The sequence below is a fragment of the Streptomyces sp. NPDC107454 genome (assembly GCF_055582885.1).
Genome location: NZ_JBVJPA010000005.1, coordinates 280,937 through 305,656 on the forward strand (window position 1 = coordinate 280,937; position 24,720 = coordinate 305,656).

General features: G+C 71.8%; 23 protein-coding genes. 5 read left to right on the forward strand and 18 right to left on the reverse strand.

Annotated elements, in window-relative coordinates; translation table 11 throughout:
- Window positions 1-188: 188 nt before the first annotated feature.
- Window positions 189-1,472 carry an adenylosuccinate synthase gene (locus tag ACZ69M_RS14170; protein WP_067374072.1) on the reverse strand — a complete coding sequence of 428 codons (1,284 nt, stop codon included), beginning with the start codon at window positions 1,470-1,472 and terminating at the stop codon, window positions 189-191.
- Window positions 1,473-1,663: 191 nt separating this feature from the next.
- Here ACZ69M_RS14170 and ACZ69M_RS14175 point away from each other — a divergent pair, with 191 nt between their 5' ends.
- The gene (locus ACZ69M_RS14175) at window positions 1,664-2,623 is read left to right on the forward strand and encodes a diacylglycerol kinase (protein WP_470049715.1); all 960 of its coding nucleotides are present in this window, start codon (window positions 1,664-1,666) and stop codon (window positions 2,621-2,623) included.
- A gap of 143 nt (window positions 2,624-2,766) precedes the next feature.
- On the opposite strand, the gene ACZ69M_RS14180 is transcribed toward ACZ69M_RS14175, so the two are convergent.
- Window positions 2,767-3,294 (reverse strand): GbsR/MarR family transcriptional regulator, encoded by a 528-nt coding sequence (locus ACZ69M_RS14180; protein ID WP_470049717.1) that lies wholly within the window; start codon window positions 3,292-3,294, stop codon window positions 2,767-2,769.
- 98 nt (window positions 3,295-3,392) lie between these two features.
- Here ACZ69M_RS14180 and ACZ69M_RS14185 point away from each other — a divergent pair, with 98 nt between their 5' ends.
- The 3 genes from ACZ69M_RS14185 (at window position 3,393) to ACZ69M_RS14195 (ending at window position 6,232) form a co-directional block, all read left to right on the forward strand.
- A complete protein-coding gene (locus ACZ69M_RS14185; protein WP_470050163.1) occupies window positions 3,393-4,310 on the forward strand; it encodes an ABC transporter ATP-binding protein in 918 nt (305 codons plus the stop codon).
- Window positions 4,307-5,923, forward strand: a complete 1,617-nt coding sequence (locus tag ACZ69M_RS14190; RefSeq protein ID WP_470049719.1) for an ABC transporter permease — start codon at window positions 4,307-4,309, stop codon at window positions 5,921-5,923. The genes ACZ69M_RS14185 and ACZ69M_RS14190 overlap by 4 nt, the downstream gene beginning before the upstream one ends.
- A 69-nt stretch (window positions 5,924-5,992) precedes the next feature.
- Window positions 5,993-6,232 carry a hypothetical protein gene (locus tag ACZ69M_RS14195; RefSeq protein ID WP_470049721.1) on the forward strand — a complete coding sequence of 80 codons (240 nt, stop codon included), beginning with the start codon at window positions 5,993-5,995 and terminating at the stop codon, window positions 6,230-6,232.
- Here ACZ69M_RS14195 and ACZ69M_RS14200 read toward each other — a convergent pair.
- The 8 genes from ACZ69M_RS14200 to ACZ69M_RS14235 all read right to left on the reverse strand — a co-directional run bounded on the left by ACZ69M_RS14200 (window position 6,216) and on the right by ACZ69M_RS14235 (window position 15,298).
- A complete protein-coding gene (locus ACZ69M_RS14200) occupies window positions 6,216-7,490 on the reverse strand; it encodes a cytochrome P450 (protein ID WP_470049723.1) in 1,275 nt (424 codons plus the stop codon). The genes ACZ69M_RS14195 and ACZ69M_RS14200 overlap by 17 nt on opposite strands.
- Window positions 7,491-7,617: 127 nt before the next feature.
- Window positions 7,618-8,292: a response regulator gene (locus tag ACZ69M_RS14205; protein WP_470049725.1), complete on the reverse strand. Its 675-nt coding sequence runs from the start codon at window positions 8,290-8,292 to the stop codon at window positions 7,618-7,620.
- On the reverse strand, window positions 8,289-9,638 hold the full coding sequence (locus ACZ69M_RS14210; RefSeq protein ID WP_470049727.1) for a sensor histidine kinase: 1,350 nt from the start codon (window positions 9,636-9,638) through the stop codon (window positions 8,289-8,291). The genes ACZ69M_RS14205 and ACZ69M_RS14210 overlap by 4 nt, the downstream gene beginning before the upstream one ends.
- A gap of 94 nt (window positions 9,639-9,732) precedes the next feature.
- Window positions 9,733-10,407, reverse strand: a complete 675-nt coding sequence (locus ACZ69M_RS14215; RefSeq protein ID WP_470049729.1) for a response regulator — start codon at window positions 10,405-10,407, stop codon at window positions 9,733-9,735.
- A complete protein-coding gene (locus tag ACZ69M_RS14220) occupies window positions 10,404-11,810 on the reverse strand; it encodes a sensor histidine kinase (protein WP_470049731.1) in 1,407 nt (468 codons plus the stop codon). The genes ACZ69M_RS14215 and ACZ69M_RS14220 overlap by 4 nt, the downstream gene beginning before the upstream one ends.
- 9 nt (window positions 11,811-11,819) lie before the next feature.
- Window positions 11,820-12,998, reverse strand: coding sequence for an acyltransferase family protein (locus ACZ69M_RS14225; protein WP_470050165.1), 1,179 nt, complete (start codon window positions 12,996-12,998; stop codon window positions 11,820-11,822).
- A 130-nt stretch (window positions 12,999-13,128) separates the two neighbouring features.
- A complete protein-coding gene (locus tag ACZ69M_RS14230) occupies window positions 13,129-14,280 on the reverse strand; it encodes an alpha/beta hydrolase (RefSeq protein WP_470049733.1) in 1,152 nt (383 codons plus the stop codon).
- A 139-nt stretch (window positions 14,281-14,419) separates the two neighbouring features.
- Window positions 14,420-15,298, reverse strand: coding sequence for an alpha/beta hydrolase (locus tag ACZ69M_RS14235; protein WP_470049735.1), 879 nt, complete (start codon window positions 15,296-15,298; stop codon window positions 14,420-14,422).
- 316 nt (window positions 15,299-15,614) lie between these two features.
- On the opposite strand from ACZ69M_RS14235, the gene ACZ69M_RS14240 reads away from it, so the two are divergent.
- A complete protein-coding gene (locus tag ACZ69M_RS14240; protein WP_470049737.1) occupies window positions 15,615-16,163 on the forward strand; it encodes a TetR/AcrR family transcriptional regulator in 549 nt (182 codons plus the stop codon).
- A gap of 714 nt (window positions 16,164-16,877) precedes the next feature.
- Here ACZ69M_RS14240 and kynU read toward each other — a convergent pair.
- From kynU to ACZ69M_RS14280, 8 genes are all read right to left on the reverse strand, one after another.
- Entirely contained in the window at window positions 16,878-18,116 is a 1,239-nt protein-coding gene (kynU, locus tag ACZ69M_RS14245) for a kynureninase (protein ID WP_470049739.1), read from the reverse strand.
- Window positions 18,109-18,957, reverse strand: coding sequence for a tryptophan 2,3-dioxygenase family protein (locus tag ACZ69M_RS14250; protein WP_470049741.1), 849 nt, complete (start codon window positions 18,955-18,957; stop codon window positions 18,109-18,111). Before ACZ69M_RS14250 ends, kynU begins: the two co-directional genes overlap by 8 nt.
- 170 nt (window positions 18,958-19,127) lie before the next feature.
- A complete protein-coding gene (locus ACZ69M_RS14255; protein WP_470049743.1) occupies window positions 19,128-19,541 on the reverse strand; it encodes a DUF3151 domain-containing protein in 414 nt (137 codons plus the stop codon).
- Between the two features lie 101 nt (window positions 19,542-19,642).
- Entirely contained in the window at window positions 19,643-21,160 is a 1,518-nt protein-coding gene (locus ACZ69M_RS14260; RefSeq protein ID WP_470049745.1) for an MFS transporter, read from the reverse strand.
- 106 nt (window positions 21,161-21,266) lie between these two features.
- Entirely contained in the window at window positions 21,267-22,289 is a 1,023-nt protein-coding gene (gene fbaA, locus ACZ69M_RS14265; RefSeq protein ID WP_067374118.1) for a class II fructose-bisphosphate aldolase, read from the reverse strand.
- A 186-nt stretch (window positions 22,290-22,475) separates the two neighbouring features.
- Window positions 22,476-23,024: an orotate phosphoribosyltransferase gene (pyrE, locus tag ACZ69M_RS14270; protein ID WP_470049747.1), complete on the reverse strand. Its 549-nt coding sequence runs from the start codon at window positions 23,022-23,024 to the stop codon at window positions 22,476-22,478.
- 10 nt (window positions 23,025-23,034) lie between these two features.
- A complete protein-coding gene (locus tag ACZ69M_RS14275; protein WP_470049749.1) occupies window positions 23,035-23,823 on the reverse strand; it encodes an aldose epimerase family protein in 789 nt (262 codons plus the stop codon).
- Window positions 23,824-23,928: 105 nt separating this feature from the next.
- Window positions 23,929-24,714 carry an SRPBCC family protein gene (locus tag ACZ69M_RS14280; protein ID WP_470049751.1) on the reverse strand — a complete coding sequence of 262 codons (786 nt, stop codon included), beginning with the start codon at window positions 24,712-24,714 and terminating at the stop codon, window positions 23,929-23,931.
- Window positions 24,715-24,720: the final 6 nt, after the last annotated feature.

The following is a 24,720-nucleotide window of genomic DNA, read 5'->3' on the forward strand; positions in this document are numbered from 1 at the left end:
CGGTCAAGAACGGCACTCACAACGGACCTCGGGCAAAGAACACACCAACTGACACAGTGTGATGAGACACGGGTCGGCGACACATTTCCCGGTGAACGCGAAGGCCGCCGCCCCCAGTTGGGGACGACGGCCTCTCACTGCATCCGAACGGTCTCAACGACCCGAACGGTCTGAACGATCCGGACGGATCAGATGAACGAGTTGATCTCGATCGTCTCGTCGCGGCCCGGGCCGACGCCGATCGCGGAGATCCGGGCGCCGGACATGTCCTCCAGCGCCTTGACGTACGCCTGGGCGTTCTTCGGGAGGTCGGAGAAGGACTTCGCCTTGGTGATGTCCTCGGACCAGCCCGGGAGGTTCTCGTAGATCGGCTTCGCGTGGTGGAAGTCGGTCTGGGAGTACGGGAGTTCCTCGACGCGCTTGCCGTCGATCTCGTACGCCACGCAGACCGGGATCTCCTCCCAGCCGGTCAGGACGTCCAGCTTGGTGAGGAAGAAGTCGGTCAGACCGTTCACCCGGGTCGCGTAGCGGGCGATGACCGCGTCGAACCAGCCGCAGCGGCGGTCACGGCCGGTGGTGACACCGCGCTCGCCACCGATGCGGCGCAGCGCCTCGCCGTCCTCGTCGAGAAGCTCGGTCGGGAACGGGCCCGAGCCGACACGGGTCGTGTACGCCTTGAGGATGCCGATGACCCGGCTGATCTTCGTCGGGCCGACACCCGAACCGGTGCAGGCACCGCCGGCCGTCGGGTTCGACGACGTCACGAAGGGGTACGTGCCGTGGTCGATGTCCAGGAGCGTGCCCTGGCCGCCCTCGAAGAGCACGACCTTGTCCTGCTCCAGCGCCTGGTTCAGGATCAGAACCGTGTCCGCGACGTACGGCTTGAGCCGGTCCGCGTAGCTCAGCAGCTCCTCGACGACCTGCCCGGCCTCGATGGCACGGCGGTTGTAGAGCTTGGTCAGCAGCTGGTTCTTGACCTCGAGGGCCGCCTCGACCTTCTGGGTCAGGATCGACTCGTCGTAGAGGTCCTGGATACGGATGCCGACGCGGTTGATCTTGTCCGCGTAGGTGGGCCCGATGCCACGCCCGGTCGTACCGATCTTCCGCTTCCCGAGGAAGCGTTCCGTCACCTTGTCGACGGTGACGTTGTACGGCGTGATGATGTGAGCGTTTCCGCTGATCAGAAGCTTGGAGGTGTCGACGCCGCGCTCGTTCAGTCCGTTCAGCTCGGAGAACAGGACCGACGGGTCGACGACGACTCCGTTTCCGATCACCGGAGTGCACTCCGGTGTGAGGATTCCGGAAGGGAGGAGGTGGAGGGCGTACTTCTGATCGCCCACGACTACCGTGTGGCCGGCGTTGTTGCCGCCCTGGTAGCGCACCACATAGTCCACGGATCCACCGAGCAGGTCGGTGGCCTTTCCCTTGCCTTCGTCACCCCACTGAGCACCGAGCAGCACAAGTGCGGGCACAGGCGTACACCCCTTCCGGGCGGGGCATGTCCAAGGTCGGGGACGTACGCGGCTGGTTTTCGATACGGCTGCGTACGCCGGCGACCTCCTTTGGCCGCGACCGTCGGACCGGATGCCCCGGAATAGACGAAGCCCCTGGCGCAATAGCGCAAGGGGCTCTTGCACAAAGATGCTACCCGAGGAAGCGAGGCATGACCGAGGTGGCGGCTTCCGACCAGCTCCTGGTGGTCATCGACCCGGTCGCCCGTCGGACGGACGGCGAGTCTGTACGGATCGCAAAAGACGTGCTCAGCGCGGGTGCGGCGACAAAAGTATGCCTGCCGGAAGGGCCCGAGGAATTTGCCCGGGCGCTGGCCCGGAGAGGTTCCCGGCGGCCGGTCGTGGTGGGCGACGACCGTGCCCTCTTGCGTGCTGTGTCCCTTTTGCACCGACAGCGGGAGCTGGCCGGATGTGGGGTGTCGTTGGTGCCGGTGGGAGGTGTACTGGCGCTGGCGCGGGCGCTCGGGGTGCCCGTCGGGGCCGTCGCGGCGGCCCGGGCCGTGCTCGAAGGGGTCGAGCGACGGCTCGATCTGCTGGTCGACGAGAGTGACGGCGTGGTGCTGGGGACGTTGCGGATTCCGCCGGTGGGGGCGGGTGGGGGAATGAGGGGTGCCGAGGAGGTCGACATGGGGAGTGTCGGCGGTTTCGACGGTTTCGGGGAATCCGGGAGTTCTGGGGGTTCTGGGGGTTCCGGGGGTTCCGGGGCGTTCGGGGGTTTCGGGGGTGGTGCTTCCGGGCTTGGGGGGCATGCGTGGCTGCGGACCTGTCAGTCACTGGTCCGTACGCTCGCGGCGCGACCCGCGCGTGTGGCGTCCGTGCCGGGGCCCGGGCCCTCGCGGCTGCGGGTCGAGGTCGACGGGGTCACCCTGGTCGATCTGGATCAGCCGGTCGAGGCGATGTCCGTGACGCCCGGCGTTGCCGGGGGTGCGGCGGTGGAGGTTCGGCCGGTTTCCGTGGGGGCGGAGGCTTCGCCGTTGCGGGTGGTGGGGCGGCGGGTGACGGTGTCCGGGGCGGACTTCCGGTATCGGGCGGATTCTTTGGTGTCCGGACCTGTGCGGACACGGACGTGGACGGTTCGGGAAGGGGGGTGGGGGCTGACGCTGCCGAGCTGAGCCCCCAGGGGCTCCGCCCCTTCGCCCGCCCTGCTCGGGCGGACGGTTCTGGAGGAGACCCAGGAGCGGCAGGAACCGTGGAGCGGTAGCCGCTACGGGCACGGTCGGAGCGCCACTTGACCCCATTCCCCCGGCGAGGGCCCTCAGCCCTCGCCGAAGTGCTGCTCCCGGTGGACCCGCCAGCGGTCCATCATCGACTCCAGCTCGCCCTCCATGAACTCGAAGAAGGCAAGGGTCTCCGCGAGCCGGCCGCCCGCCGGGGTGTCCGCGCCCAGGCTGGCGACGCCTTCGCGCAGCGCGTCCTCCCAGCGCTTGATGATCGCCTCACGATTGGTGAGCGCCTCGTACCACTGGTCGCTGTGCACGCGGTACCGCTCCCGGCGCGAACCGGGTTCCCGCTCGCGCGACACCATGTGCACCTGCGCCAGATAGCGCACCGCACCGGAGACCGCCGCGGGGCTGATCCGCAGTTGCTCGCCCAGTTCGACCGAGGTCAGAGCGCCGGTGTCCGAGGCGAGCAGCGCCCCGAAGACCCGGGACGGCATCCGGGGCATCCCCGCCTCCACGAGTTGCGCTGCGAAGTGCTCGACGAACCGCGAGACCGCCTCCGCGTCCCGGCCCACCGCGCCTACTGCGCCTACTGCGCCTTCCGCCCCCACCGCCTCCGCCATCCTTCGATTGTATCCGAGCGTTTATACAATTCGTTAACTTCACAAATTTCTGAAAGAAGCGTACGTTCTGAAGCATGACGAAGGGCAGGGCCAAGGGAATGACGAAGGCGATCACCGTCTCCGGGCTGCACAAGTCGTTCGGCGGGACACACGCACTGGACGGTCTCGACCTGGACGTCGAGGCCGGCGAGGTGCACGGCTTCCTCGGTCCGAACGGCTCCGGGAAGTCCACCACGATCCGGGTCCTGCTGGGCCTGCTGCGCGCCGACGCGGGCGCGGCGCAGCTGCTCGGCCGGGACCCCTGGGCGGACGCGGTGGAGCTGCACCGCCGGGTCGCCTACGTTCCCGGTGACGTCACCCTGTGGCGCAACCTCTCCGGTGGTGAGGTCATCGACCTGTACGGGCGGCTGCGCGGGGGGCTCGACCGGGCGCGCCGGGCGGAACTGATCGAACGCTTCGAACTCGACCCCACCAAGAAGGGACGCACCTACTCCAAGGGCAACCGGCAGAAGGTCGCCCTCGTCGCCGCCTTCGCCTCGGACGTCGACCTGCTGATCCTCGACGAGCCCACGTCGGGTCTCGACCCGCTGATGGAGGAGGTCTTCCAGCGGTGCGTCGAGGAGGAACGCGACCGTGGCCGGACCGTCCTGCTCTCCTCGCACATCCTCAGCGAGGTGGAGGAGCTGTGCGACCGCGTCAGCATCATCCGCAAGGGCCGCACCGTCGAGAGCGGCACCCTCGCCGGCCTGCGCCATCTGACCCGTACCAGCGTCACCGCCGAACTCGCGGGACCGCCCAACGGGCTGGCGCACCTGCCCGGTGTGCACGACCTGGACATCCAGGGCCACCGGGTCAGGCTCCAGGTCGAGACGGACAAGCTCGACGCCGTACTGCGCTCGCTCACCGGCTCGGGCGTACGGTCGCTGACCTCGACGCCACCGACCCTGGAGGAACTGTTCCTGCGGCACTACCAGGACGACGTCCGGGTGAACGGCGAAGGGACGATGGCGCGATGACCACCGCGACCGCTGCCGTACGGGGTGCGGTGCGGGCCCGGAGTTCCCGCCAACTCGCCGGGACCGGCACGCTGTTGAGGTTCTCCCTGCGCCGCGACCGGCTGATGATGCCGCTGTGGGTCGGCGTGATCGGCCTGCTGGTGCTGTCCATGCCGAACTCCCTGAAGTCCGTCTACGGCACCGCCGCCGAACGCGCCGAGCTCGCCCGCCAGATGCTCACCAACAGCTCCCTGCGTGCCACGTACGGGCCGGTGTTCGACGACTCGCTCGGCGGACTCACCGCCTGGCGCATCGGCGGCTACGCCGGTCTGTTCGCCGGGATCATGAGCCTGCTCATCGTCGTACGGCACACCCGCGAGGAGGAGGAGAGCGGGCGCCAGGAACTCCTCTCGTCGGCGATGGTGGGGCGCCGGGCCCCGCTGACGGCGGCGCTGCTGGCCGCCCTCGTCGCCAACGGCGTGCTCACGCTGCTCATCGCGGGCGGGCTGGCAGGGCAGGGCGGTGCCGGGGCGCTGGCCCTCGGGCTCGGCGTCGGGGGCGTCGGCATGGTCTTCGCCACCATGGCGGCGATCGTCGCCCAGCTCACCGAGAGCGCGCGGCTCGCCAAGGGGCTGACGGGCGGGCTGCTCGGCGCGGCGTTCGTGCTGCGGGCGGCGGGCGACTCGTCGACGAGCGACGGTTCCTCCGTACTGACCTGGGTGTCGCCGCTGGGGTGGCTGGAGAACGAACGCCCCTTCGCGCAGGAGCGGTGGTGGGTGCTGCCCCTGTTCGTCGCGGCCGTGGTGATCCAGGGCGCGGTCGCCTACGAACTCGCCGGGCGGCGCGACGTCGGGATGAGCTTCCTGCCGACCCGGCCGGGGCCCGCGCGGGGGCGGCTCGGGTCGGCGGGGGCGCTGGCCTGGCGGCTGCAGCGGGGTGCCGTGCTGGGGTGGAGCCTCGGGTTCCTCGCCGCGGGGGCCGCGTTCGGCGGGATCACGAAGGGGGCCGCCGATCTCGTCGGGAGCAACGACAAGACCCGGCAGATCATCGAGCGGATGGGCGGGCAGTCCGGGATCACGGACGCGTTCCTCGCGGCCATGGTCGGCATGCTCGGGATGGTGGCCGCGCTGTACATCGTCTCTTCGGTGCTGCGGCTGCACGGTGAGGAGACCTCGCAGCGGGCGGAACCGGTGCTGGCGAACGCGGTGGGGCGGCTGCGGTGGGCCTGCGGCCATCTGGTCGTCGCCTTCGGCGGCGCGGCGCTCATCATGGCGCTGGGCGGGCTCGGCCTCGGACTCGGCTACGGCCATGAGCTCCGGCCCGTGCTCGGCGCCTGCCTCGTCCAGGTCGCGGCGGTCTGGACGCTGGGCGGGCTCGCGGTCCTTCTCTACGGGGTCTCGCCCCAGCTGGCCCCCGGCGCCTGGGGCGCGGCCGGAGTGGCCCTCCTGCTGGGCTGGATCGGCCCCGCCCTGAACGTCCCCCAGGCCGCCATGGACCTCTCCCCCTTCGGCCACCTCCCCAAGCTGCCGGGCGGGGAGATGGCATGGACACCGGTACTGATCCTGACGGCGATCGCGCTGGCCCTGACCGCCACGGGTCTGGCGGTGTTGCGGCGAAGGGACATGAGCACCTGAGGGCGGGCGCACGCGTGCCTGGTGCGGGGGCCGGGAACCCCGGGCCCCCGCACCCCGTCCATGAGGGGCATGGGGCAGAGGATGCAGGCCGCGGGCGGATGTCTGATCGCTGTCGTCGGCGCGGGGGCGGGGCCGGCGGTCTGGGCCGTCAACAGCCGCGGCCGGTTCCAGCGGTTCGAGCAGGGGCCCGACCGGAGCGTGCTCTATGCCGAGCTGCCCCTGATGGTCCTCGGCGGGACGGCCGCCGCGCTGGGGCTCCGGGCCCTGGGATTCCGGGCCCTCGGCCGACGGGTCAGAGCACGACGCTGAGCCCCTCGAGCCCGCGGATCACGAAGTTCGGCTTGCGCTCCGGCTCCGCGGCGAGGGCCAGCGTCGGCGCCTTCTCCAGCAGAGCGCCCAAGGACGCCGCCAGTTCGAGGCGGGCCAGCGGGGCGCCGATGCAGTAGTGGATGCCGGCGCTGAAGGAGATGTGGGGGTTGTCGGCGCGGGAGAGATCCAGGCTCTCCGGGGACGCGAAGACCTCCGGGTCGTGGTTGGCGGAGCCGAAGAGCAGGGCGATCTCCGCCCCCCGGGGAACGGTCGTGCCGTCGATCTCGATGTCCTCCAGAACCCACCGTTCGAAGAGCTGGAGCGGGGTGTCGTAGCGCATCAGCTCCTCCACCGCCGTGGGGATCAGCGAACGGTCACCGCGCAGGGCCGCCAACTGGTCGGGGTTGCGGAACAGCGCCCACCACCCGTTCACCGTGGCGTTCACCGTCGCCTCGTGGCCCGCGTTCAGCAGCAGGACACAGGTGGAGATCATCTCCTGTTCGGTCAGGCGGTCGCCCTCGTCGTGCGCGGCGATGAGGCCCGAGATCAGGTCGCCGCCCGGCTCCTTGCGGCGCGCGGCGATCAGCTCCCGGAGGTACTCGGTGAACTCCACCGACGCCCGGACCGCCTTCTCCGCCGTCTCCTCGGAAGGGTTCAGCTCGTACATCCCGCAGATGTCCGCCGACCACGGCCTGAGCGGTGCCCGGTCCGGCTCCGGGATGCCCAGCATCTCGGCGATCACGGCGACCGGGAGCGGCTCGGCGACATCGGTGAGCAGATCACCGCCGCCGGCCGCCACCAGGCCGGCGACCAGCTCGTTCGCCAGCCGGTCCACATACGGCCTGAGCTGCTCGACCGTGCGCGGTGTGAACGCCTTGGAGACCAGCCGTCGGATCCGCGTGTGGTCCGGCGGCTCCAGGTCCAGCATTCCGTGGTCGTTGAGAACGTGGAACGGCTCGTGCTCGGGCGGAGGTGCCGTCCGGCCGAAGTCCTCGTGCGTGTAACGGTGCTGATAGGTCCGGCCCAGCCGCCGCTCCCGCAGCAGCGCCGACACGTCCGCGTGGTGCGGGACCAGCCACTGGTCGGTGGGCTCGTAGTAGTGGACCCGGCCGCGCTCACGCAGCTCCGCGTACGCGGGGTACGGGTTCGCCACGAACTCCGGGCTCCAGGGATCGAAGGCCGACGGTGTCTGCGGAGACTGCGAGGACTGCGAGGGCTGCGGGGACTGCGGGGACTGCGGGGTGTGCGAGGCTGCCATGGGCGGACGCTAGCTCGACTCGGCCCCGCTGAACAGGGGTGTCCCGGCGGCCGAGCCTCCGGCGGGGACCCCCGTACCCCGCCCTCGGCCCGGCCGCCGCGCTCCCCCGGCCGGTCGGCCACCCGGGTCACCTGGGTGTGATCAGCCTCGCCTCGTACGCGAACACCGCCGCCTGTGTGCGGTCCCGCAGGCCCAGCTTCACCAGGATCCGGCTCACATGGGTCTTGATCGTGGACTCGGCGACGAACAGGTGCGAGGCGATCTCCGCGTTCGACAGACCCTGGGCGATCAGGACCAGCACCTCCGTCTCCCGCTCGGTCAGCTCGCCGTAGGCCGCCTGGGCCGTGGCCGAGAGCCTCGGAGCGTCCGAGAGCTTGGAGAACTCGGTGATCAGCCGCTTGGTCACGGACGGGGCGAGCAACGCCTCCCCGGCCGCCACCACCCGCACCCCGTCGGCGAGTTGTCGCGCCGAGGCGTCCTTGAGCAGAAAGCCCGAGGCTCCCGCGCGCAGCGCCTGGTACACGTACTCGTCGAGGTCGAAGGTGGTCAGCACCAGCACCTTCGCGGCGCTGTCCGCGGCGACGATCTCCCGGGTCGCCTCGATGCCGTTCATCTCCGGCATGCGGATGTCCATCAGGACGACGTCCGGCCCGAGCTCTCGGACCCGCTCGACCGCGTCCCGGCCGTTGACCGCCTCGCCGACCACCTCGATGTCCGGCATCGCGCCGAGCAGCACCGAGAAGCCCTCGCGGACCATCACCTGGTCGTCGGCTATCAGGACGCGGATGGTGCCGTTCGTCATCCGGACTCCTCCGCCGCCCGCAGCGGCACCGGCAGGAAGACCGTCACCTCGTAGCCCCCGTCGTCCGTCTCGCCCGTCGTCATCTCACCGTCCAGCATCGTGACCCGCTCGCGCATCCCGGTGATGCCGTGCCCCGCGCCGTGGGTCGACTTCACGAGGGTCGTGGTCTGCGCGGGGCCGTTGACTATGCGCAGGCCGAGCCCGCCGAGAACGTAGCCGATCTCGACGCGGGCCGTCGCGCCCGGCGCGTGCCGCAGGGTGTTGCTCAGCGCCTCCTGGACTATGCGGTACGCCGACAGCTCCACGCCCTGCGGGAGTTCGCGCACCGCGCCCGTGACCGTCTTCTCCACGCTCAGACCCGCCTCCCGCACATTGGCGAGGAGCCCGCCGAGGTCGGCGAGGGTGGGCTGCGGGGCGTCCGGGGCCTCGTAGTCCGCGGCCCGTACGACACCGAGGACACGGCGCAACTCGGTGAGCGCCGCCACCGCGTTCTCCCGGATCGTGACGAAGGCCTGCTCCAGCTCGGGCGGTGGGTTCTCCACCCGGTAGGGCGCGGCCTCCGCCTGGATGGCGACCACCGACATGTGGTGGGCCACCACGTCGTGCAGCTCGCGGGCGATCGTGGTGCGCTCCTCCAGGAGGGTGCGCCTGGAGCGCTCCTGCGCCGTCTCCGTCTGGTGGGCGGTGACCTCCTGCTCGGCCGCGCGGCGTACATGCAGGACGGTGACGACCAGGAGGGCGAGGGCGGAGAGGAACAGCAGCGGAGCCGCGTTGCTCCCCATGTGCCCGGCGCCGAAGAGGGACTCGGACATGAATCCGTACCACGCGGTCACCCCCCACATCCAGGCGGCGGTGCGCGGCCGCGTCCGCAGCGCCACGACCGTCAGCACCACCAGGTGGGTGATGAAGGCACCCGGCGGCCAGGGCCAGTCGCCCCAGCTGCCGCTGAACACGGCCGCGAACGGCGTCGCCGCCATGGAGAACCAGAAGGCTCCGACCGGCCGGACGAGCGTCAGCAGGACCGGGAGCAGCGCGAGGAGGCTGGGCACCAGGCTCTCGATGCCGGGGCCGCCCTGGTTCGTGGTGCTCGCGACGGCCATCGCGAGCAGTCCGCACGCCGTGACCACGGCGTGCGGAGTCCAGGCCGCGTACTCCCTGACGCGCTCGGGGAGGTGCCGGGCGAGCGGACCGTCCACCCGCATCCGCGGCAGCGGGCGGTAGGCGAAGGCGTCGTGGAACAGGTCCTGCCGCAGCCCGCGCAGGGCGTCCGCGGCCAGCCGGAACTCCGGGCTGCGGGGCTTGGCCCCGCCCGGCGGCTTCATCTGCGTCTGGGTCGTCTCGGTCACGTTCAAAACGGTAGGCCGCCTGCGGGGTCGCGGTCGTCACCAGTGAGAAGGGTCCTGCGGGATCCGTCTCAGGTACTACGGGTATCCCCCGGGCTCAGTAGCCGGACGGGCGCACCAGGCCCGACTCGTAGGCGAAGACCGCGGCCTGGGTGCGGTCGCGCAGGCCCAGCTTCACCAGGATGCGGCCCACATGGGTCTTCACGGTCTGCTCGGCGACGACCAGGCGCTCGGCGATCTCCGCGTTCGACAGGCCCTGCGCGATGAGGGCCAGCACCTCCGTCTCCCGCTCGGTCAGCTCGCCCACGCGCTGCTTGAGCGGGGCGCGGGGTGTGGAGTCCAGGCGGGAGAACTCGGCGATGAGACGGCGGGTGATCCCGGGGGCGAGCAGCGCGTCGCCCGCCGCGACCACCCGTACCGCCTCGGCCAGCTGGTCGGCGGACGCGTCCTTGAGCAGGAACCCGGAGGCGCCGGCCCGCAGCGCCTCATACACGTACTCGTCGAGGTCGAAGGTGGTGAGCACCAGCACCTTGATGTGCGGGGTCTCGCCGGTGATGCGTCTGGTCGCGTCGATGCCGCCGAGCTCGGGCATGCGGATGTCCATCAGCACGATGTCCGGGGCGAGTTCGGCGACCTTGGCGATCGCGTCCAGGCCGTCGACCGCCTGGCCGACCACCTCGATGTCGGGCTGGGTGTTGAGCAGCACGGTGAAACCCTGGCGGACCATCTGCTGGTCATCGGCGATCAGTACGCGGATGGTGCTGCTCGTCATGGGCTCTCGTCTCCTGTGCGGCCTGAACGATCGACGTCGGTGGAAGGGGGAGGGGAAAGATCGGTGGAAGGGGCGTCGCCCGTGACCGCGCCGTCGCGGGGCAGGAAGGCCGCCACCACGAATCCGCCGTGCGAGGTCTCGGAGGTCACGAGGGTGCCGCCCAGCATCGCGGCGCGCTCCCGCATGCCGAGCAGCCCGTGCCCCGCGCCCGGGGACGGCGGGGCGGGACGCTCGGGTCTGGAGTTGATCACCCGGACCTGAAGCCCGCGCGGGAAGTGCCACAGCTCGACGCGGACCGCCGAACCGGGCGCGTGCCGCAGGGCGTTGCTCAGCGCCTCCTGGATGATCCGGTACGCCGACAGCTCCACGCCGGGCGGCAGTGGGAGCTGCTCGCCGGTGATCTCCGTGGTGACCTGGAGACCGGCGGCGCGGGTGTTCTCGACGAGGGCGTCGAGGCGGTCGAGCGTGGGCTGCGGGGAGTTGGGGGCGGCACCGGTGCCCGCACCGAGGCCGTACGGGTCCTCGGGGTTCTCGGAGCGCAGCACGCCGAGGACGCGGCGCAGTTCGGTGAGCGCCTCCAGGGCGTTCTGCCGGATGCCCTCGAGGTTCTCCTTCAGTTCGTCGGAGGGGTTCTCGACCAGGTGCGGGGCGACCTGGGCCTGGATGGAGATCACCGACATGTGGTGAGCGACCACGTCGTGCAGCTCGCGCGCGATCCGGCTGCGCTCCTCGAGGAGGGTGCGGCGGGCGCGCTCCTCCTCGGTCTGCGAGGCCTGTGCGACGAGTTGGGTGCGGGCCTCGCGGCGGCCACGCAGGGCGATGCCCAGGAGGACCACCGCGGCGAAGACGACGACCGCCAGGAACCCCGTCGAGTGGTACAGCTGTCCGCCGACCAGGCCCTGCATGACGTACGTCAGCAGGGCGGTCACGGACAGCGCGCCGATGGCCACCCGTGCGGGCAGCCGCAGCGCCAGCAGGAAGAGCACCAAGGCCTGCGCGACCAGCGCGGGTGTACTCCACGGCCAGTCGGGGCGCGACGCCGGGATGTCCGCCATCATGTGCGACCTGGCTCCGGCGGCGGCCAGGAGCGTGGCGCCCAGCGACAGCCACCATGCCGGCACGGGCCGCCGCAGGGCGAGGGCGAGCGCCACGCCCTGTGCGGCCCCGGTCGCCTCACCCAGCGGGACCCCGAGTCGATAGGTTTCGTCGAGCTCGGCCACGCCCTCGAGTGCGAGCCCGAGCGCGATCAGGCACAGCACCACGTGCGGCAGCCAGCGCAGCCAACGGGGCCGGGACAGCGGGGGCAGCGGGGCCGGCGACGGTGACGCGAGGTCGGTGAGGACCTCGCGCAGGAGGACGCGGATCGGCTCGCTGTCCGGGGGTCTCGGCTCGGCGCTGGTCACGTGATCACCCTAGGCACGGCGGGCCGCTCGCGATCCCGCCGGACCACCACGACGGTGGACGCGGACGACCCGGGAGGGACGGCCGGACCGGCGGCGCGGACCCTGCTCGTAGGACCGAAAGGCGACCCAGCAGACGCCGAGCGCGAAGGCGAAGACCGGGAGCCAGGCGAGGCGGGCCACCACCCAGCCCAGACCGTCGGGAACCATGTGCAGACCGGGCAGCCTTCCCACCAGCAGGCCCACGGCGGTGACCGCCATCATGGACGTCTGGTGCCAGAGGAATATCGTCATCGCCGACAGATTGACCAGGGCCACCGCAGCCCATGCCAGGGGGCGCCGCAACCACCGGCGCAACGACTCGCGCAGCAGAAGAGCGAGGCCGCACTGGGCCATGCCGAAGGTGACCGCGGCCAGCGTCGGCGGGTTCAGGTTCGAGACCGCCGCACCCGGGACGCCGACCATCGACGCCGGGTAGCCGGCCCACGTCACCAGCACCGCGGTCGCCGCCGCGCCGCACAGGAGCAGCACCCAGCCCGCACGCCGCCGGTCCAGCTCGCCGCGCGTCCAGGCCGCGCCCAGCGTGTACGGGACCATCCAGCCCGCCGCCACGTTCACCCAGCCGAGCCAGGCCGGGCCGCCCAGTCCGAAGCGCATCAGGTCCACGTGGAGAACGACGGCCAGCGGCCACAGCGGGTTGAGCCGGGTGAGCAGGGGCGTCGCGGCGGTCAGTCCCGCGAAGACCAGGAGGAACCACAGGGGGGACAGGGCGAGTTTGACGAGGGTGTGGACCGTGCCGACTCCCGTGCCCGACGCGAGGAGGCCGACGGTGGCCACCGTCCAGAGGGTCAGTACCGCGGCCACGGGTTTGAAGAGCCGCGTGAGGCGGGCGCGCAGCCACTGTCCGTACGTCGTGCCGCGCGCCCGCGCCGACGCGTAGCTCTTCGTCGCCACATGGCCGCCGACCAGGAAGAACACCGCGAGCGTCTGGAAGGCCCAGGAGATGGGGGCCAGCCACGGCATGTGCTGCAACGGGCTGGCCGTGTGCAGCGCGCCGCCGTCCGCGACCAGGGCCGTCACCAGCCAGTGGCCCAGGACCACGCCGAGGATCGCGAAGGCGCGCAGGGCGTCGACCGCGCGGTCCCGCTCCGCGGGGGTGGCGGCGTCGATACGGCGGGCGCCGTCCCCGATGGCGTGGGTGGCGGTGCGCAGGGCGGCGGCCGTGGGGGTGGAGGGGGGTGTGCGTCGCTTCGGTGCGGTCTGTGGGGGCGCCTCTGGATGGGTCGTTCGGCGGGTGGCTGCCTCTTCATGAAGCGTCGACTTACGCACGGGTTACCTCCGAGGTGTCTCCGAGGACGATCCGGGCGAGGTTGTCCAAGGACACGGAGCCCGGTTTGAAGTAGTCGCTGTGGCCGCCGGTGCCCGCCGCGAAGACGCGGGCGCCGAAGGCCGGGGACACCGGGTCGGCGCCGAAGCCGACGGTGGTGCCGAAGAGATCGGCGTGGACGTGCGGCACGTTCACGATCCAGTCGTCGGCGCCTCGGGCCGCCCAGATCCGGGCGGAGGTGCGCAGTGCCGGCACGGAGTCCGCGCCCGTGCCCGGGCTGCCGATGAGGGCGATGTCGTCCACGTCCAGCCCGCGTGCCGCGCGGCCGCAGACGACCGTGCCGTACGAGTGGCACAGCAGGGAGACGTGCGCCTTCTCGCCGACGACGCCCCGCAGTTCGCGCATGAACCGCTTCAGCGGCGGGGCCGCGTCCTCGGCGCGGCCGGTCGTCAGGACCGTGGTGCTGACCGTGCCCGGTGTCTCGTAGCCGAGCCAGGCGATGACCGCCGTATGCGGACGTGAGGTGGATCCGTGGGTTCCGAGGGCTCCGTGGCGACCGTCGAGGCTGTTGGGGCTGTTGAGGCGGTCTTGGAGGGCTGCCGCTCCTGCTCGGAAGCGGCCGTAGGTCTCCAAGGTCGTGTCGGAACCCGGGACCAGGACCGCGACGCGGTCGGCGTGGGCGAGGTCGCCGAGGACCTCGACGGCCAGTCCCTGGCCGCGGCCGTCGAAGGTGAGGAAGCGGCGGGAGGGGGCGGCCAGGGCGCGGTCCGCGGCGGCGCGGGTGCGGTCGCCGTGGGCGGCGGCCATGCGGGACGCCTCCGCGGCGTTCGCCCGGTTCGCCGTGTACGCCTTGTCCAGCGTCGCTCTCGTCGGCGGGGCGAGGGTGGCGGGGGCCGGGGCGGGGATCCGGGGGCGGGCCGCGGCGGAGACGGGGACGACCACGGCGGCCGTGACCAGGGCGGCGAGCAGGGCGCGGCTCAGACGTCGGAGGAATCTGGTGCGGGAGGTGGGAGGCGGGGGTGCCTTGGATGGCTGAGATGCCTTGGGTGGCTGAGGTGGGCCGGGCCGCTCAAGAGCCGGATCAGATGGTGTTGTTCGGGTGGCTTTCGCCCTTCCCGCCGCGGTCGGCTTCCCCCGGAGCTCCATGGCGTCCTTCCCATCCGGTCCGCCCGCTCATCGGGCGCCTCTGGATGGGAAGTTACGGATCGTGACGTGTCGTTCGCGTCCCGCCAGGGAGCTCATCTTGGAGGTAGCTCTCAGGTACTACGGGTATGACCGGGGCGCGCTACCAAGCCAGTTGGGCGATCTCCTCGGCCACCACCGCGCACGCGTCCGCCGCCGGGTCGATCAGCGGGAAGTGCCCCACGTCCTCCAGGAGCGTCAGGCCGACCACCTCGCCCGCCCTCGCCGCCGCCTCCGCGTACGACTCGGCGACCGCCTCCGGAACGACGACGTCGGTGCGACCCTGCACGAGGGTCGTGGCGATGCCGGTGGGGAGCAGGAACGCCGGGTCGGCGTACGGCAGCCGCTCCGCGAACCTGGCCTCGCCGCCGAGGAGTTGGCGGGAGGCGCCGGAGCAGACGTTCAGCTTCTCGGCGACCGTGAAGTCCGCGATCGGAGCGAGGGCCACGACACCGCGCAGCGGGGCGGGACGGTCGGTGCGCCAAGGAGCGTCGGCCGGCAGGACGTGACGCGCGGCGGCCCATAGGGCCAGGTGGCCGCCGGCCGAGTGGCCGGTGATCACCGTGCGGCGGAGGTCCGCCCCCGGCAGGTGCTCGCGGGCGAGCGCCGGCAGCGCGTCGAGTGCGGCCGCGATGTCGTCGAAGGTGTCCGGCCAGCGGCCCGCGACCGGGCCCTCGCCGCCCTGCGCGGGGATCGCGGCGCCCCGGCGGTACTCCACGTTGGCCACGGCGAAGCCCCGGCGGGCCAGGAAGTCCGCGAACGGGGTGATGTGGCGACGGTCGTACGGGGCGCGCCAGGCGCCGCCGTGCAGGACGATCACCAGCGGGGCGGGGACCTCGGGGTCGGGTTCGCGCGGGGTGTAGAAGTCGATCACCTGGTCGGGATGGTCGCCGTATGTGGCGGTGCCGTCGGGGTCGACCGGCGGGTGGGAGAAGGCCGAGGCCTCCTCGGCGGCGTCCCGTGCTGCGGCGTCGTCCGGCATGCTCCAACCTCTCAGCGGTGAAACGGATTTGGCGGACCAGGAGTGAATTCGGCCGTTGGCGGGGACGGTATCAGGCCCGTGACGTGCGTCTACACCCGGATGTCACGCTCGGTGAGGGGTAAACGGATCTGGTGTTTCGTTACGCTGGGTGGGTTACTTGAACGGCATCGCTAAGGAGTCCGTCATGTCCGCCGAGTCCGGCACCGTGGGTCGTGGCGAGCCTGGCACCGTGGGTTCTGGTGTACCTGGCACCGTAGGTCCTGGTGTACCCGGCACCGTACGTCCTGGTGGGCGTACCGCCCGGGTTCGTGCGGCCGTGTTGCGTGCCGCCGGGGATGTACTCGCCGAGGAGGGGTTCGCGCATCTCGATCTCGCCGATGTGGCACGGCGGGCGGAGGTCGGGAAGACGACGGTGTACCGGCGGTGGGGGTCGGTGACGGGGCTCGTCGCCGATCTGCTGAGTGACATGGCGGAGCAGTCGTCGCCGCGTACGGAGACCGGGTCCGTACTCGGTGATCTGCGGGCCAACGCCGCGTTGGTGCGGCGGACGCTGGCCGATCCTCGGCAGGGGGCGTTGTTTCGGGCCGTGATCGCGGCGGCGACGTGTGATGTGCGTACGGCGGAGGCGTTGCGGCGGTTCTATGACGTACGGGTGAGTGAGTGGGTGCCGTGTGTCGAGGAGGGGGTGGCTCGGGGGGAGTTGCCCGTGGGGACCGATGCGGCGATGGTCGTACGGGCGGTGTCGGCGCCGTTGTACTACTCGTTGCTGACTGTTGGGGTGGTGCCGGACGAGGGGGGTGCTGAGCGGGCGGCGGAGGGGGCGTTTGCTGCGGCGGTGGCGGGGGTGTATGTCGTTGGGGGTTGATCGCCCCCGCCGCCCCTACCCGTCCCATCCCCAGGGGCTCCGCCCCTTCAACCCCACCGGGGGCTACGCCCCCGAGCCCCCACGGGGCTGCCGCCCCTGCACCCCACCAGAGGCACGCCCCCACACCCCCAGCGGGGCTCCGCCCCCACACCCCACCAGAGGCACGCCCCCCAAACTCCCCCCGCGGGGCTCCGCCCCCGCACCCCCAGCGGGGCTCCGCCCTCGCACCCCACCGGGGGCTGCCGCCCCCTGGACCCCCGCAGAGTTCCACCCCGGACCCCCACGGGACTACGGCCCCCCAACCCCCTTGGGGCTCCACCCCGGACCCCCACGGGACTACAGCCCCCCAACCCCCTTGGGGCTCCACCCCGGACCCCCACGGGACTACAGCCCCCCAACCTCCGTGGGGCTCCGCCCCGGACCCCCACGGGGCTGCGGCCCCGAACCCCGCATCGGCCTGAACGGGCTCGTCCTCGGGCCCCCGGGCGGGCTGGAGGGGCGGGTGGGGTGCGGTCTCTGGCCTCGTCCCTCGAACACGGGCGACCGAGGATTTTAGGGGCGCGGGGAACTGCGCGATCGGCCCCCACCGGCCCGCACCCGGGCGACTACGGCCGCCCAGGGATACGGGGCGCAGCCCCGGACCCAGGGGCGCGGGGAACTGCGCGAACGGCCCCCACCGGCCCGCACCCGAACCGCGCGGCGAACCGGTCGGCCTCAGGTCACCGTTTCGCCCAGCACCCGTGCCGCCCGTTCCGCGTCCCCGAAGCCCACGTAGAGGGGGGTGAAGCCGAAGCGGAGGACGTCGGGGTGGCGGAAGTCGCCCACGACGCCCCGTTCGATCAGGCGCTTCATCACCTCGCCCGCGTCCGCGCAGCGCAGGGCGACCTGGCTGCCGCGTTCGGCGTGGTGGAACGGGGTCAGGGACTCGACGCGCCCCCGGGGGACGTACGCCTCGACGCATTCCAGGAAGAAGTCGGTCAGGGCGAGGGACTTGGTGCGGACGGAGTCGATCGAGACGCCCTCCCACACCTCCAGCGCGGCCTCCAGGGCCAGCATGGAGAGGATGTCCGGGGTGCCGACGCGGCCCCGCAGGGCGCCCGGGGCCGGCTCGTAGGCGGGGCTCATGCCGAAGGGGTCGGCGTGGGAGTTCCAGCCGGGGAGCGGAGAGTCGAAACGGGGCTGGAGGTCGGCGCGGACGTAGAGGTACGCCGGGGAGCCCGGGCCTCCGTTCAGGTACTTGTATGTGCAGCCGACGGCCAGGTCGACCCCGTGGGTGTCGAGGTCCACCGGCAGTGCCCCGGCACTGTGGCACAGGTCCCAGACCGCCAGGGCGCCCGCGTCGTGGATCGCGGACGTGAGAGCCGGGAGGTCGTACAGACGGCCGGTGCGGTAGTCGACGTGGTTCAGGAGGACCGCCGCCGTGCGGGGGCCCAGCGCGGAGGGGACGTCCGCCGGATCCAGGGGGCGCAGTTCACAGCCCGTCAGGCGGGCCGCGGACGCCGCGATGTAGCCGTCCGTCGGGAACGTCGTCGCGTCGACGATGATCTCGTCACGCCCGTCGGAGGTCAGGGCGGCCAGGCGGACCGCTCCCACCAGGGCCTTGAAGACGTTCACGCTCGTGGAGTCGCCCACCACGATCTGGCCGGGGGCCGCTCCGACCAGCGGCGCGATCCGGTCGCCGATCCGTTCCGGTGCCGTCCACCAGCCGCTCTCCTCCCAGGAGCGGATGCGCATCTCGCCCCACTGGCGGCGTACGACGTCGTCGACCCGGCCGGGGACCGACGCCGGGAGCGCGCCGAGCGAGTTCCCGTCGAGGTACACCACGTCGTCCAGGACGAACTGCGCGCGCAGTTTGGCGAGTTCGTCGGAGGCGTCCAGCTCGGCGGCCCTGACACCCAGGCCGGACCGCTCGGAGACACCCGGTTCAGACCGCAGTTCAGACCGCTCAGACATGAGACCTCGCCGTCCACAGCTCGGGGAACACGTTCTTCTGCGCCCGCTTCTCCAGCCACGCCACCCCGGCGGAGCCACCCGTGCCCGTCTTCGCGCCCATCGCGCGGCGCGTCGCGACGAGATGGTCGTTGCGCCATCGCCACACCAGTTCGGCGACGTCCGTCAACGCCTCGCCGAGGCGGGCGAGTTCGTCGTGCTCGTCGCCCGCGTACAGGGCCGTCCACACCGCCTCCACCTCCGCCGAGGACTCGTAACGCCGGGACACGTCCCGGCCGAGCACGGACTTGGGGACCGCGTGCCCGCGGCGCGCCAGCAGCCTCAGGACCTCGTCGTAGAGGCTCGGTTCGTGCAGTGCCTTCTCCAGTTCCGCGTGCACGCGCGGCGCGCCCCGGTGCGGGACCAGCATGGACGCGGACTTCTCGCCGAGCAGGAACTCCATCCGGCGGTACATCGCGGACTGGAAGCCGGACCCCTCGCCGAGGGCCGAGCGGTAGGAGTTGAACTGGGCGGGGGTGAGCTGGGCGAGGGGCCGCCAGGAGGCGTTCAGCGCCTCCAGCTCCCGTACGGACCGCTTCAGCGCGGCCACCGCGACCGGCACCCGGTCCTCGCGGAGCGCGTTCGCCGCGGTCTCCCACTCGTGGACGATGACCGTGAACCACAGCTCCATGACCTGGGTGGTGACCAGGAAGACCATCTCTCCGGGGTCGTCGGAGAGGGTGTGCTGGAGGTGGGTCAGAACGTCCGCCTGGACGTAGTCCTCGTACGGGGTCGTTCCTTGGAAGTCGAGATGCGGGGTCTCGGGCTCCTGAGCCTCGACGGGCCGAGCCTGCTGGGACGACATCGCTGTCTCCTGATGCGTACTCCGGGTAGCGGTCCGCCCCTGCCGTTTTCGACACGGGGGCCCCGGTCCCCACCGGGCATCCTCCACAATCGTCACCCGAAACCGCAAGGTCCGCCCGGTCACATCGACCAGGCGGACCCATATGACCTGCGAGTACATCCAGGGAGGACTCAGCCCAGCGTCTGCGCCGCCGTCGGCGAGGAGTCCTTCAGGAACTGGCTGCAGCGCTCGTACTCCTCCTGCTCGCCGATCGTCTGCGCGGCGCGGGCGAGGGCGTGCAGGGCGCGCAGGAAGCCGCGGTTCGGCTCGTGCTCCCAGGGCACCGGGCCATGGCCCTTCCAGCCGTTGCGGCGCAGGGAGTCCAAACCGCGGTGATAGCCCGTACGGGCGTAGGCGTACGACTCGACGACACTGCCTCGCTCGAACGCGTCGTCGGCCAGCTGGGCCCAGGCGAGCGAGGAGGTGGGGTACTTGGCGGCGACATCCGCGGGCGCCGTGCCGTTCGCGAGGAGCTCGCGCGGCTGCGGGTCGTCGGGGAGGTGAGTCGGGGGCGGGCCCCCGAGGAGGTTCTCGTGAATCGTCATACGTTCCAGTCTGCGGCACCCTCCGGGGGTTGTGCCGTACGGGGTACCCGGTGCACGAGCAGCCGCCCCGGAGCCACGGCGGGCGGCCCCGCCTCCCGGTCTCACCCGGGCTGGGGCGGGCGCGGGCGCGAAGGCTCCAAGGGCGGGGACGTCACACAGCCGTGCGTACGGCACTGGGGGCGCCGGCAGTCGGGGGCCGGACGGCGCACGGTCGCGAAGGCCACCACCGCCCCGACGACCAGCACCCCGGCGCACAGGGGCATCGCACGCCGGAAGGCGGCGTTGAAGGCGTCCGCCGAGCGGTACGCCTCCGGGCCCATCCCGGCCAGCAGGGGCAGCGCGGCCACCGCGATCAGTCCGGCCGCGCGGGCCGCCGCGTTGTTGATCCCGCTGGCCAGGCCCGCCCGCCCGGCGTCCACGGAGGCGAGCACGGTCGCGGTCAGGGGCGCGACCAGGGTCACCATGCCCGCGCCCATCACCACCAGCGCGGGAAGCACATCGCCGAGGTACGAGGCGTGCGGGCCCACCCGCAGCATGAGCAGCATGCCCGTCGCACACAGCAGCGGGCCGACGGTGAGCGGGATGCGCGGGCCGATGCGCTGGGCGAGCTCGCCGGAGCGGGCGGAGAAGAGCAGCATCAGGACGGTCGTCGGCAGCATGGCCGTACCGGCGCCCAGGGCCGAGTAGCCCGCCACGACCTGGAGCTGGAGCGCGGTCAGGAAGAAGAAGCCGCCGAAGGCCGCGTACACGCACAGCGTGACGAGGTTGACGGCCGTGAACTGCCGCGACGAGAAGATGTCCGGCGGCATCATCGGGTCGGGGCGGCGCCGCTCGACGTACACGAAGGCCACGCCGGCCGCCACGCCCCCGACCGCCGACACCCAGACCAGTACGGAACCGCTCGTGGCCTCGATCAGGGCGTACGTCACCAGGGCGAGCGCCAGGGCGCCGAGGACGGCGCCGAGGACGTCGAAGCCCCGGCCGTGCGCACGGCCGTCGGACGACTCGGGGACGTGGCGCACGGCGATGGGGGCGCAGATCAGCGCCACCGGAACGTTGAGCAGGAAGACCCAGCGCCAGCCGGGACCGTCCACCAGCCAGCCGCCCAGGAACGGGCCGACCGCCGCGCCGACGCCACCGAAGCCCGACCACAGGCCGACGGCCCTGGCGCGGTCGTCCGGGTGGAAGGAGGCCTGGATGATCGCGAGCGAACCGGGGGTGAGCAGGGCTCCGCCGATGCCCTGCAGGGCGCGGGCCGCGATCAGTACGCCGCCGGTGGGCGCAAGGCCACACAGCAGCGAGGCGGCGGCGAACCACACCACGCCGAGGACGAAGATCTTGCGCCGTCCGAAGCGGTCGCCGAGTGACCCGCCGAGCAGGATCAGGCCCGCGAGGGTCAGCATGTACGCGTTCACGGTCCACTGGAGTGCCGCGAGGCCCGTGCCCAGGTCACGGCCGATCGTGGGCAGCGCGACGTTGACGACCGTCGAGTCCAGCAGTGCCATGCTGGAGCCGAGGACGGTGGTCAGCAGGATCCACTTGCCGGTGGGACTGGAGATCCGCACACCGGGCCCCGGTCCCGCTCCCTCGCCCGATGTCTTCCGCAGAGGCACAGCCATACCTCGGAGCATACGGAAGGGCCCGGCACCGCGGGGGTGCCGAGCCCTTACTCGTACGGTCCTGACCGGGGGAACCCGGCGGTCCTGACCGGGGAAACCCGGGTGACTACTTGAGCTTGTTGCCCGCGGAGCGCAGCATCTCGCACGCCTCGGTGACACGCGCCGCCATGCCCGCCTCGGCGAGCTTGCCCCAGGTGCGCGGGTCGTAGGTCTTCTTGGAGCCGACCTCGCCGTCGACCTTCAGGACACCGTCGTAGTTCTTGAACATGTGGTCCGCGACGGGGCGCGTGAACGCGTACTGGGTGTCGGTGTCGAGGTTCATCTTCACGACGCCGTTCTCCAGGGCGGTGGCGATCTCCTCGGCCGTGGAGCCGGAGCCGCCGTGGAAGACGAAGTCGAACGGGGACGGCTTGCCGTACTTGGCGGCGACGCCGTCGTTCAGCTCCTTCAGGAGGTCGGGGCGCAGGACGACGTTGCCCGGCTTGTAGACGCCGTGCACGTTGCCGAAGGACGCGGCCAGCAGGTAGCGGCCCTTCTCACCCAGGCCGAGCGCCTCGGCGGTGCGCAGCGCGTCGTCGACGGTGGTGTAGAGGGAGTCGTTGATCTCGTGGCTGACGCCGTCCTCCTCACCGCCGGTCGGGGTGATCTCGACCTCGAGGATGATCTTCGCGGCGGCGGCCTTGGCGAGCAGCTCCTGGGCGATGGCCAGGTTGTCGGCGAGGGTCTCGGCGGAGCCGTCCCACATGTGCGACTGGAACAGCGGGTTCTCGCCCTTGGCGACGCGCTCGGCGGAGATGTCGAGCAGCGGACGTACGTACGTGTCCAGCTTGTCCTTGGGGCAGTGGTCCGTGTGCAGCGCGACGGTGATGTCGTACTTGGCGGCGACGATGTGCGCGAACTCGGCGAGCGCGACGGCGCCGGTCACCATGTCCTTCTTGTGCTGGCCGCCGAGGAACTCCGCACCACCGGTGGACATCTGGATGATGCCGTCGCTCTCCGCCTCCGCGAAGCCGCGCAGCGCAGCGTGCAGGGTCTGGGAGGAGGTCACGTTGATGGCCGGGTAGGCGAACTTGCCTGCCTTCGCCCGGTCGAGCATCTCGTTGTAGACCTCGGGGGTTGCGATGGGCATCTGTCCGCTCCTTGTATGTGCGGGTCTGCGTACCGCTGCTGCGGCACGACGGGACTGGTGCTTACGGCCCTGACCTAGGGGGGCGACGTCATCGTCGGCCCCATCTTTCCAGACTTGGCCGGATGCTCCAGACACCCTGTCCGGGATACGGGACCCCGATTTCCGCGGGGTCCCGTGCCGGGTGTCCTAGTCCAGGCCCAACTCGTCCTTGGAGTAGGCGAAGAGGTACGGCACTCCGGCCTTCTCGGCGACGGCCTCGGCGGCACCGGTGTCCCGGTCCACGATCGTGGCCACGGCGACGACCTCGGCACCGGCCTCGCGCAGCGCCTCCACCGCGGTCAGCACCGAGCCGCCGGTGGTGGAGGTGTCCTCGACCGCCAGAACACGGCGTCCCCTGACCTCGGCACCCTCGATGCGACGCTGGAGGCCGTGGGCCTTGCCGGCCTTGCGCACGACAAAGGCGTCCAGCGTCTTCCCGCGCGCTGCGGAGGCATGCAGCATCGAGGTCGCGACCGGGTCCGCTCCGAGGGTCAGACCGCCGACGGCCTCGTAGTCGAGTTCGGCGGCCAGGTCGAGCATGACCTGACCGACCAGCGGAGCGGCCACACCGTCGAGCGTGATCCGCCGAAGGTCGACGTAGTAGTCGGCTTCCTTGCCCGACGAAAGGGTCACCTTGCCGTGCACCACGGCCTTGTCCTTGATCTGCTGCAGCAGCGCGCCGCGTACGTCACTCATGTCCGCCAGCTTAGAGGCGCCGCCAGCTCCAGGTCATGGTCGCCTCGAGCGGGTCGATGGGGGTGACCAGGCGCGGGTGGGTGTTCAGCCCGTTGGGCGGGCCGGTCTGCGGTTCGACGCAGACGGCGGCCTCCTGCTCGTCGTACACCACCACCCACTCCTCCCTGCCGGCGACCTTCAGCTCCAGCTGCCCCGGCCAGGTGAGCGTGACGTCGACGCCGCCGGGCATGCCGAAGCAGTCGTCCCAGGGGCTGGGCTTCGGCTCGATGCGGTGGCCGGTGGGCAGGTGGTCCTCGCCGCGTTCCTCCTGCCAGGCCGGGGCGAAGTCGACCTGGACGTCTTCTCGCCCGAGGTTCCTGTTGAACCACGGGTGCCAGCCGACCTGGGCGGGGAACGAGTCCTCGTACGTCTCCACGGACATGGTGACCGTGAAGGCGTCCTCGGTCAGGGTGAAGAGCTGGGTGACGCGGCCGGGGTGGGGCCAGGGGGCCACGAGGTCGTACGTGATCACGGCCTCGGACCTGCCGGTGCGGGCGGTGCGCCAGGCGCCGTCCCGGGCGGTGCCGTGGATGGCGTGCGGTGGGGCGTTGAGCGGCATCTGCTGGATGGTGGCGCCGTCCAGGAAGCGGCCGTCGCGGATTCTTCCGCACCACGGGACCATCGGGAAGCAGCCGAACTTCTGGCCCTGCCGCAGTAGTTCGGCGTCGCCGATTCGTAGACTGCCGATCCGTCCGCCGTTGCCGGGTGTGACGGTCACTTCCGCGTCGCCCGCGGTCAGCGTGATGTCTTCGTTACTCACGGAGTTGACCCTACTGGGCCGGATTCTTCGTTCGCCCCCGCCGCCCCTGCCCGTCCCCTTCCGAACCCCGGGCTCCGCACCCGGGTCGCCCCCGGGAGTGGAACTTCAGCGGCGTTTGCGCAGGGCTCGGGAGATGGCGATGGCCGAGGCCAGGGCGACGGCCGCGGCGGGGGCCGCCCAGCGGAGCGTGGCGCGGGCGTCGGCGGTCTCCGGCGCCGGGACGGGGGCGTAGCGGCCACGCGGCGGGGCGTGGTCCACCTCCTCCGCGCTGCGGCCGATCATCGTCCGCCGTGCATGCGCCGCCTCGGCCACGGCATCCTCCCTGTTCACACGGCTCGGGGCGGGCGGGGCCGGTTCCTCCTCCTCGAAGAGGGCGGAGGGCTCGGCCTCCGGGACGGGTTCGGCCTCTGCCTCCGGCTCGGCCTCCGGCTCCCGTTCCGGCTGGGGTTCCGCCGCGCCCTGTGGCGTCTCCGTCACTTCCGCCAGGTTTTCGACGAACCGGTTCAGCAGGCGGCCCGTGGCCGCGGAGACCGCGTCCGGGGGGAGATCCGCCACGCGGCCGTCCGCGGTGGTGGTCCCGGTGATGGTGACGGTCGTACCGCCGTCGGAGGGGGTGAGGGTGAGAGTGAGGGCGAGTTTCACGGTGCCGGGGCCGCGCGCCTCGGTGGCGTCGCCCTCGACGGCGTACGAACCGTCGTCCCTGGCGGTGACCCGGACGGCCCCCCGGTAGGTGATGGTGTGGCCGCCGACGCGGACTTTCAGGCGCCCGGAGACGGGCGGCGTCCCGGCGTCCTGCTGGAGTCCGGGGACCGCCCGGGCCACCCGTACGGGATCGGCCAGCGCCTCCCTCAGCCGCTCGGCCTGAACCGGAACGAACACCTCATGCTCCATGTCGGC

What these genes read in the sequence shown, in the direction of transcription:
- ACZ69M_RS14250 (WP_470049741.1), bottom strand. Translation starts at nt 18,957, where the DNA reads ATGTCGTCCCAGCAGGCTCGGCCCGTCGAGGCTCAGGAGCCCGAGACC.
- ACZ69M_RS14280 (WP_470049751.1), bottom strand. Translation starts at nt 24,714, where the DNA reads ATGGAGCATGAGGTGTTCGTTCCGGTTCAGGCCGAGCGGCTGAGGGAG.
- ACZ69M_RS14200 (WP_470049723.1), bottom strand. Translation starts at nt 7,490, where the DNA reads ATGGCAGCCTCGCACACCCCGCAGTCCCCGCAGTCCCCGCAGCCCTCG.
- kynU (WP_470049739.1), bottom strand. Translation starts at nt 18,116, where the DNA reads ATGTCTGAGCGGTCTGAACTGCGGTCTGAACCGGGTGTCTCCGAGCGG.
- fbaA (WP_067374118.1), bottom strand. Translation starts at nt 22,289, where the DNA reads ATGCCCATCGCAACCCCCGAGGTCTACAACGAGATGCTCGACCGGGCG.
- ACZ69M_RS14180 (WP_470049717.1), bottom strand. Translation starts at nt 3,294, where the DNA reads ATGGCGGAGGCGGTGGGGGCGGAAGGCGCAGTAGGCGCAGTAGGCGCG.
- ACZ69M_RS14260 (WP_470049745.1), bottom strand. Translation starts at nt 21,160, where the DNA reads ATGGCTGTGCCTCTGCGGAAGACATCGGGCGAGGGAGCGGGACCGGGG.
- ACZ69M_RS14175 (WP_470049715.1), top strand. Translation starts at nt 1,664, where the DNA reads ATGACCGAGGTGGCGGCTTCCGACCAGCTCCTGGTGGTCATCGACCCG.
- ACZ69M_RS14195 (WP_470049721.1), top strand. Translation starts at nt 5,993, where the DNA reads ATGGGGCAGAGGATGCAGGCCGCGGGCGGATGTCTGATCGCTGTCGTC.
- ACZ69M_RS14185 (WP_470050163.1), top strand. Translation starts at nt 3,393, where the DNA reads ATGACGAAGGCGATCACCGTCTCCGGGCTGCACAAGTCGTTCGGCGGG.
- ACZ69M_RS14235 (WP_470049735.1), bottom strand. Translation starts at nt 15,298, where the DNA reads ATGCCGGACGACGCCGCAGCACGGGACGCCGCCGAGGAGGCCTCGGCC.
- ACZ69M_RS14205 (WP_470049725.1), bottom strand. Translation starts at nt 8,292, where the DNA reads ATGACGAACGGCACCATCCGCGTCCTGATAGCCGACGACCAGGTGATG.
- ACZ69M_RS14230 (WP_470049733.1), bottom strand. Translation starts at nt 14,280, where the DNA reads ATGGAGCTCCGGGGGAAGCCGACCGCGGCGGGAAGGGCGAAAGCCACC.
- ACZ69M_RS14190 (WP_470049719.1), top strand. Translation starts at nt 4,307, where the DNA reads ATGACCACCGCGACCGCTGCCGTACGGGGTGCGGTGCGGGCCCGGAGT.
- ACZ69M_RS14215 (WP_470049729.1), bottom strand. Translation starts at nt 10,407, where the DNA reads ATGACGAGCAGCACCATCCGCGTACTGATCGCCGATGACCAGCAGATG.
- pyrE (WP_470049747.1), bottom strand. Translation starts at nt 23,024, where the DNA reads ATGAGTGACGTACGCGGCGCGCTGCTGCAGCAGATCAAGGACAAGGCC.
- ACZ69M_RS14255 (WP_470049743.1), bottom strand. Translation starts at nt 19,541, where the DNA reads ATGACGATTCACGAGAACCTCCTCGGGGGCCCGCCCCCGACTCACCTC.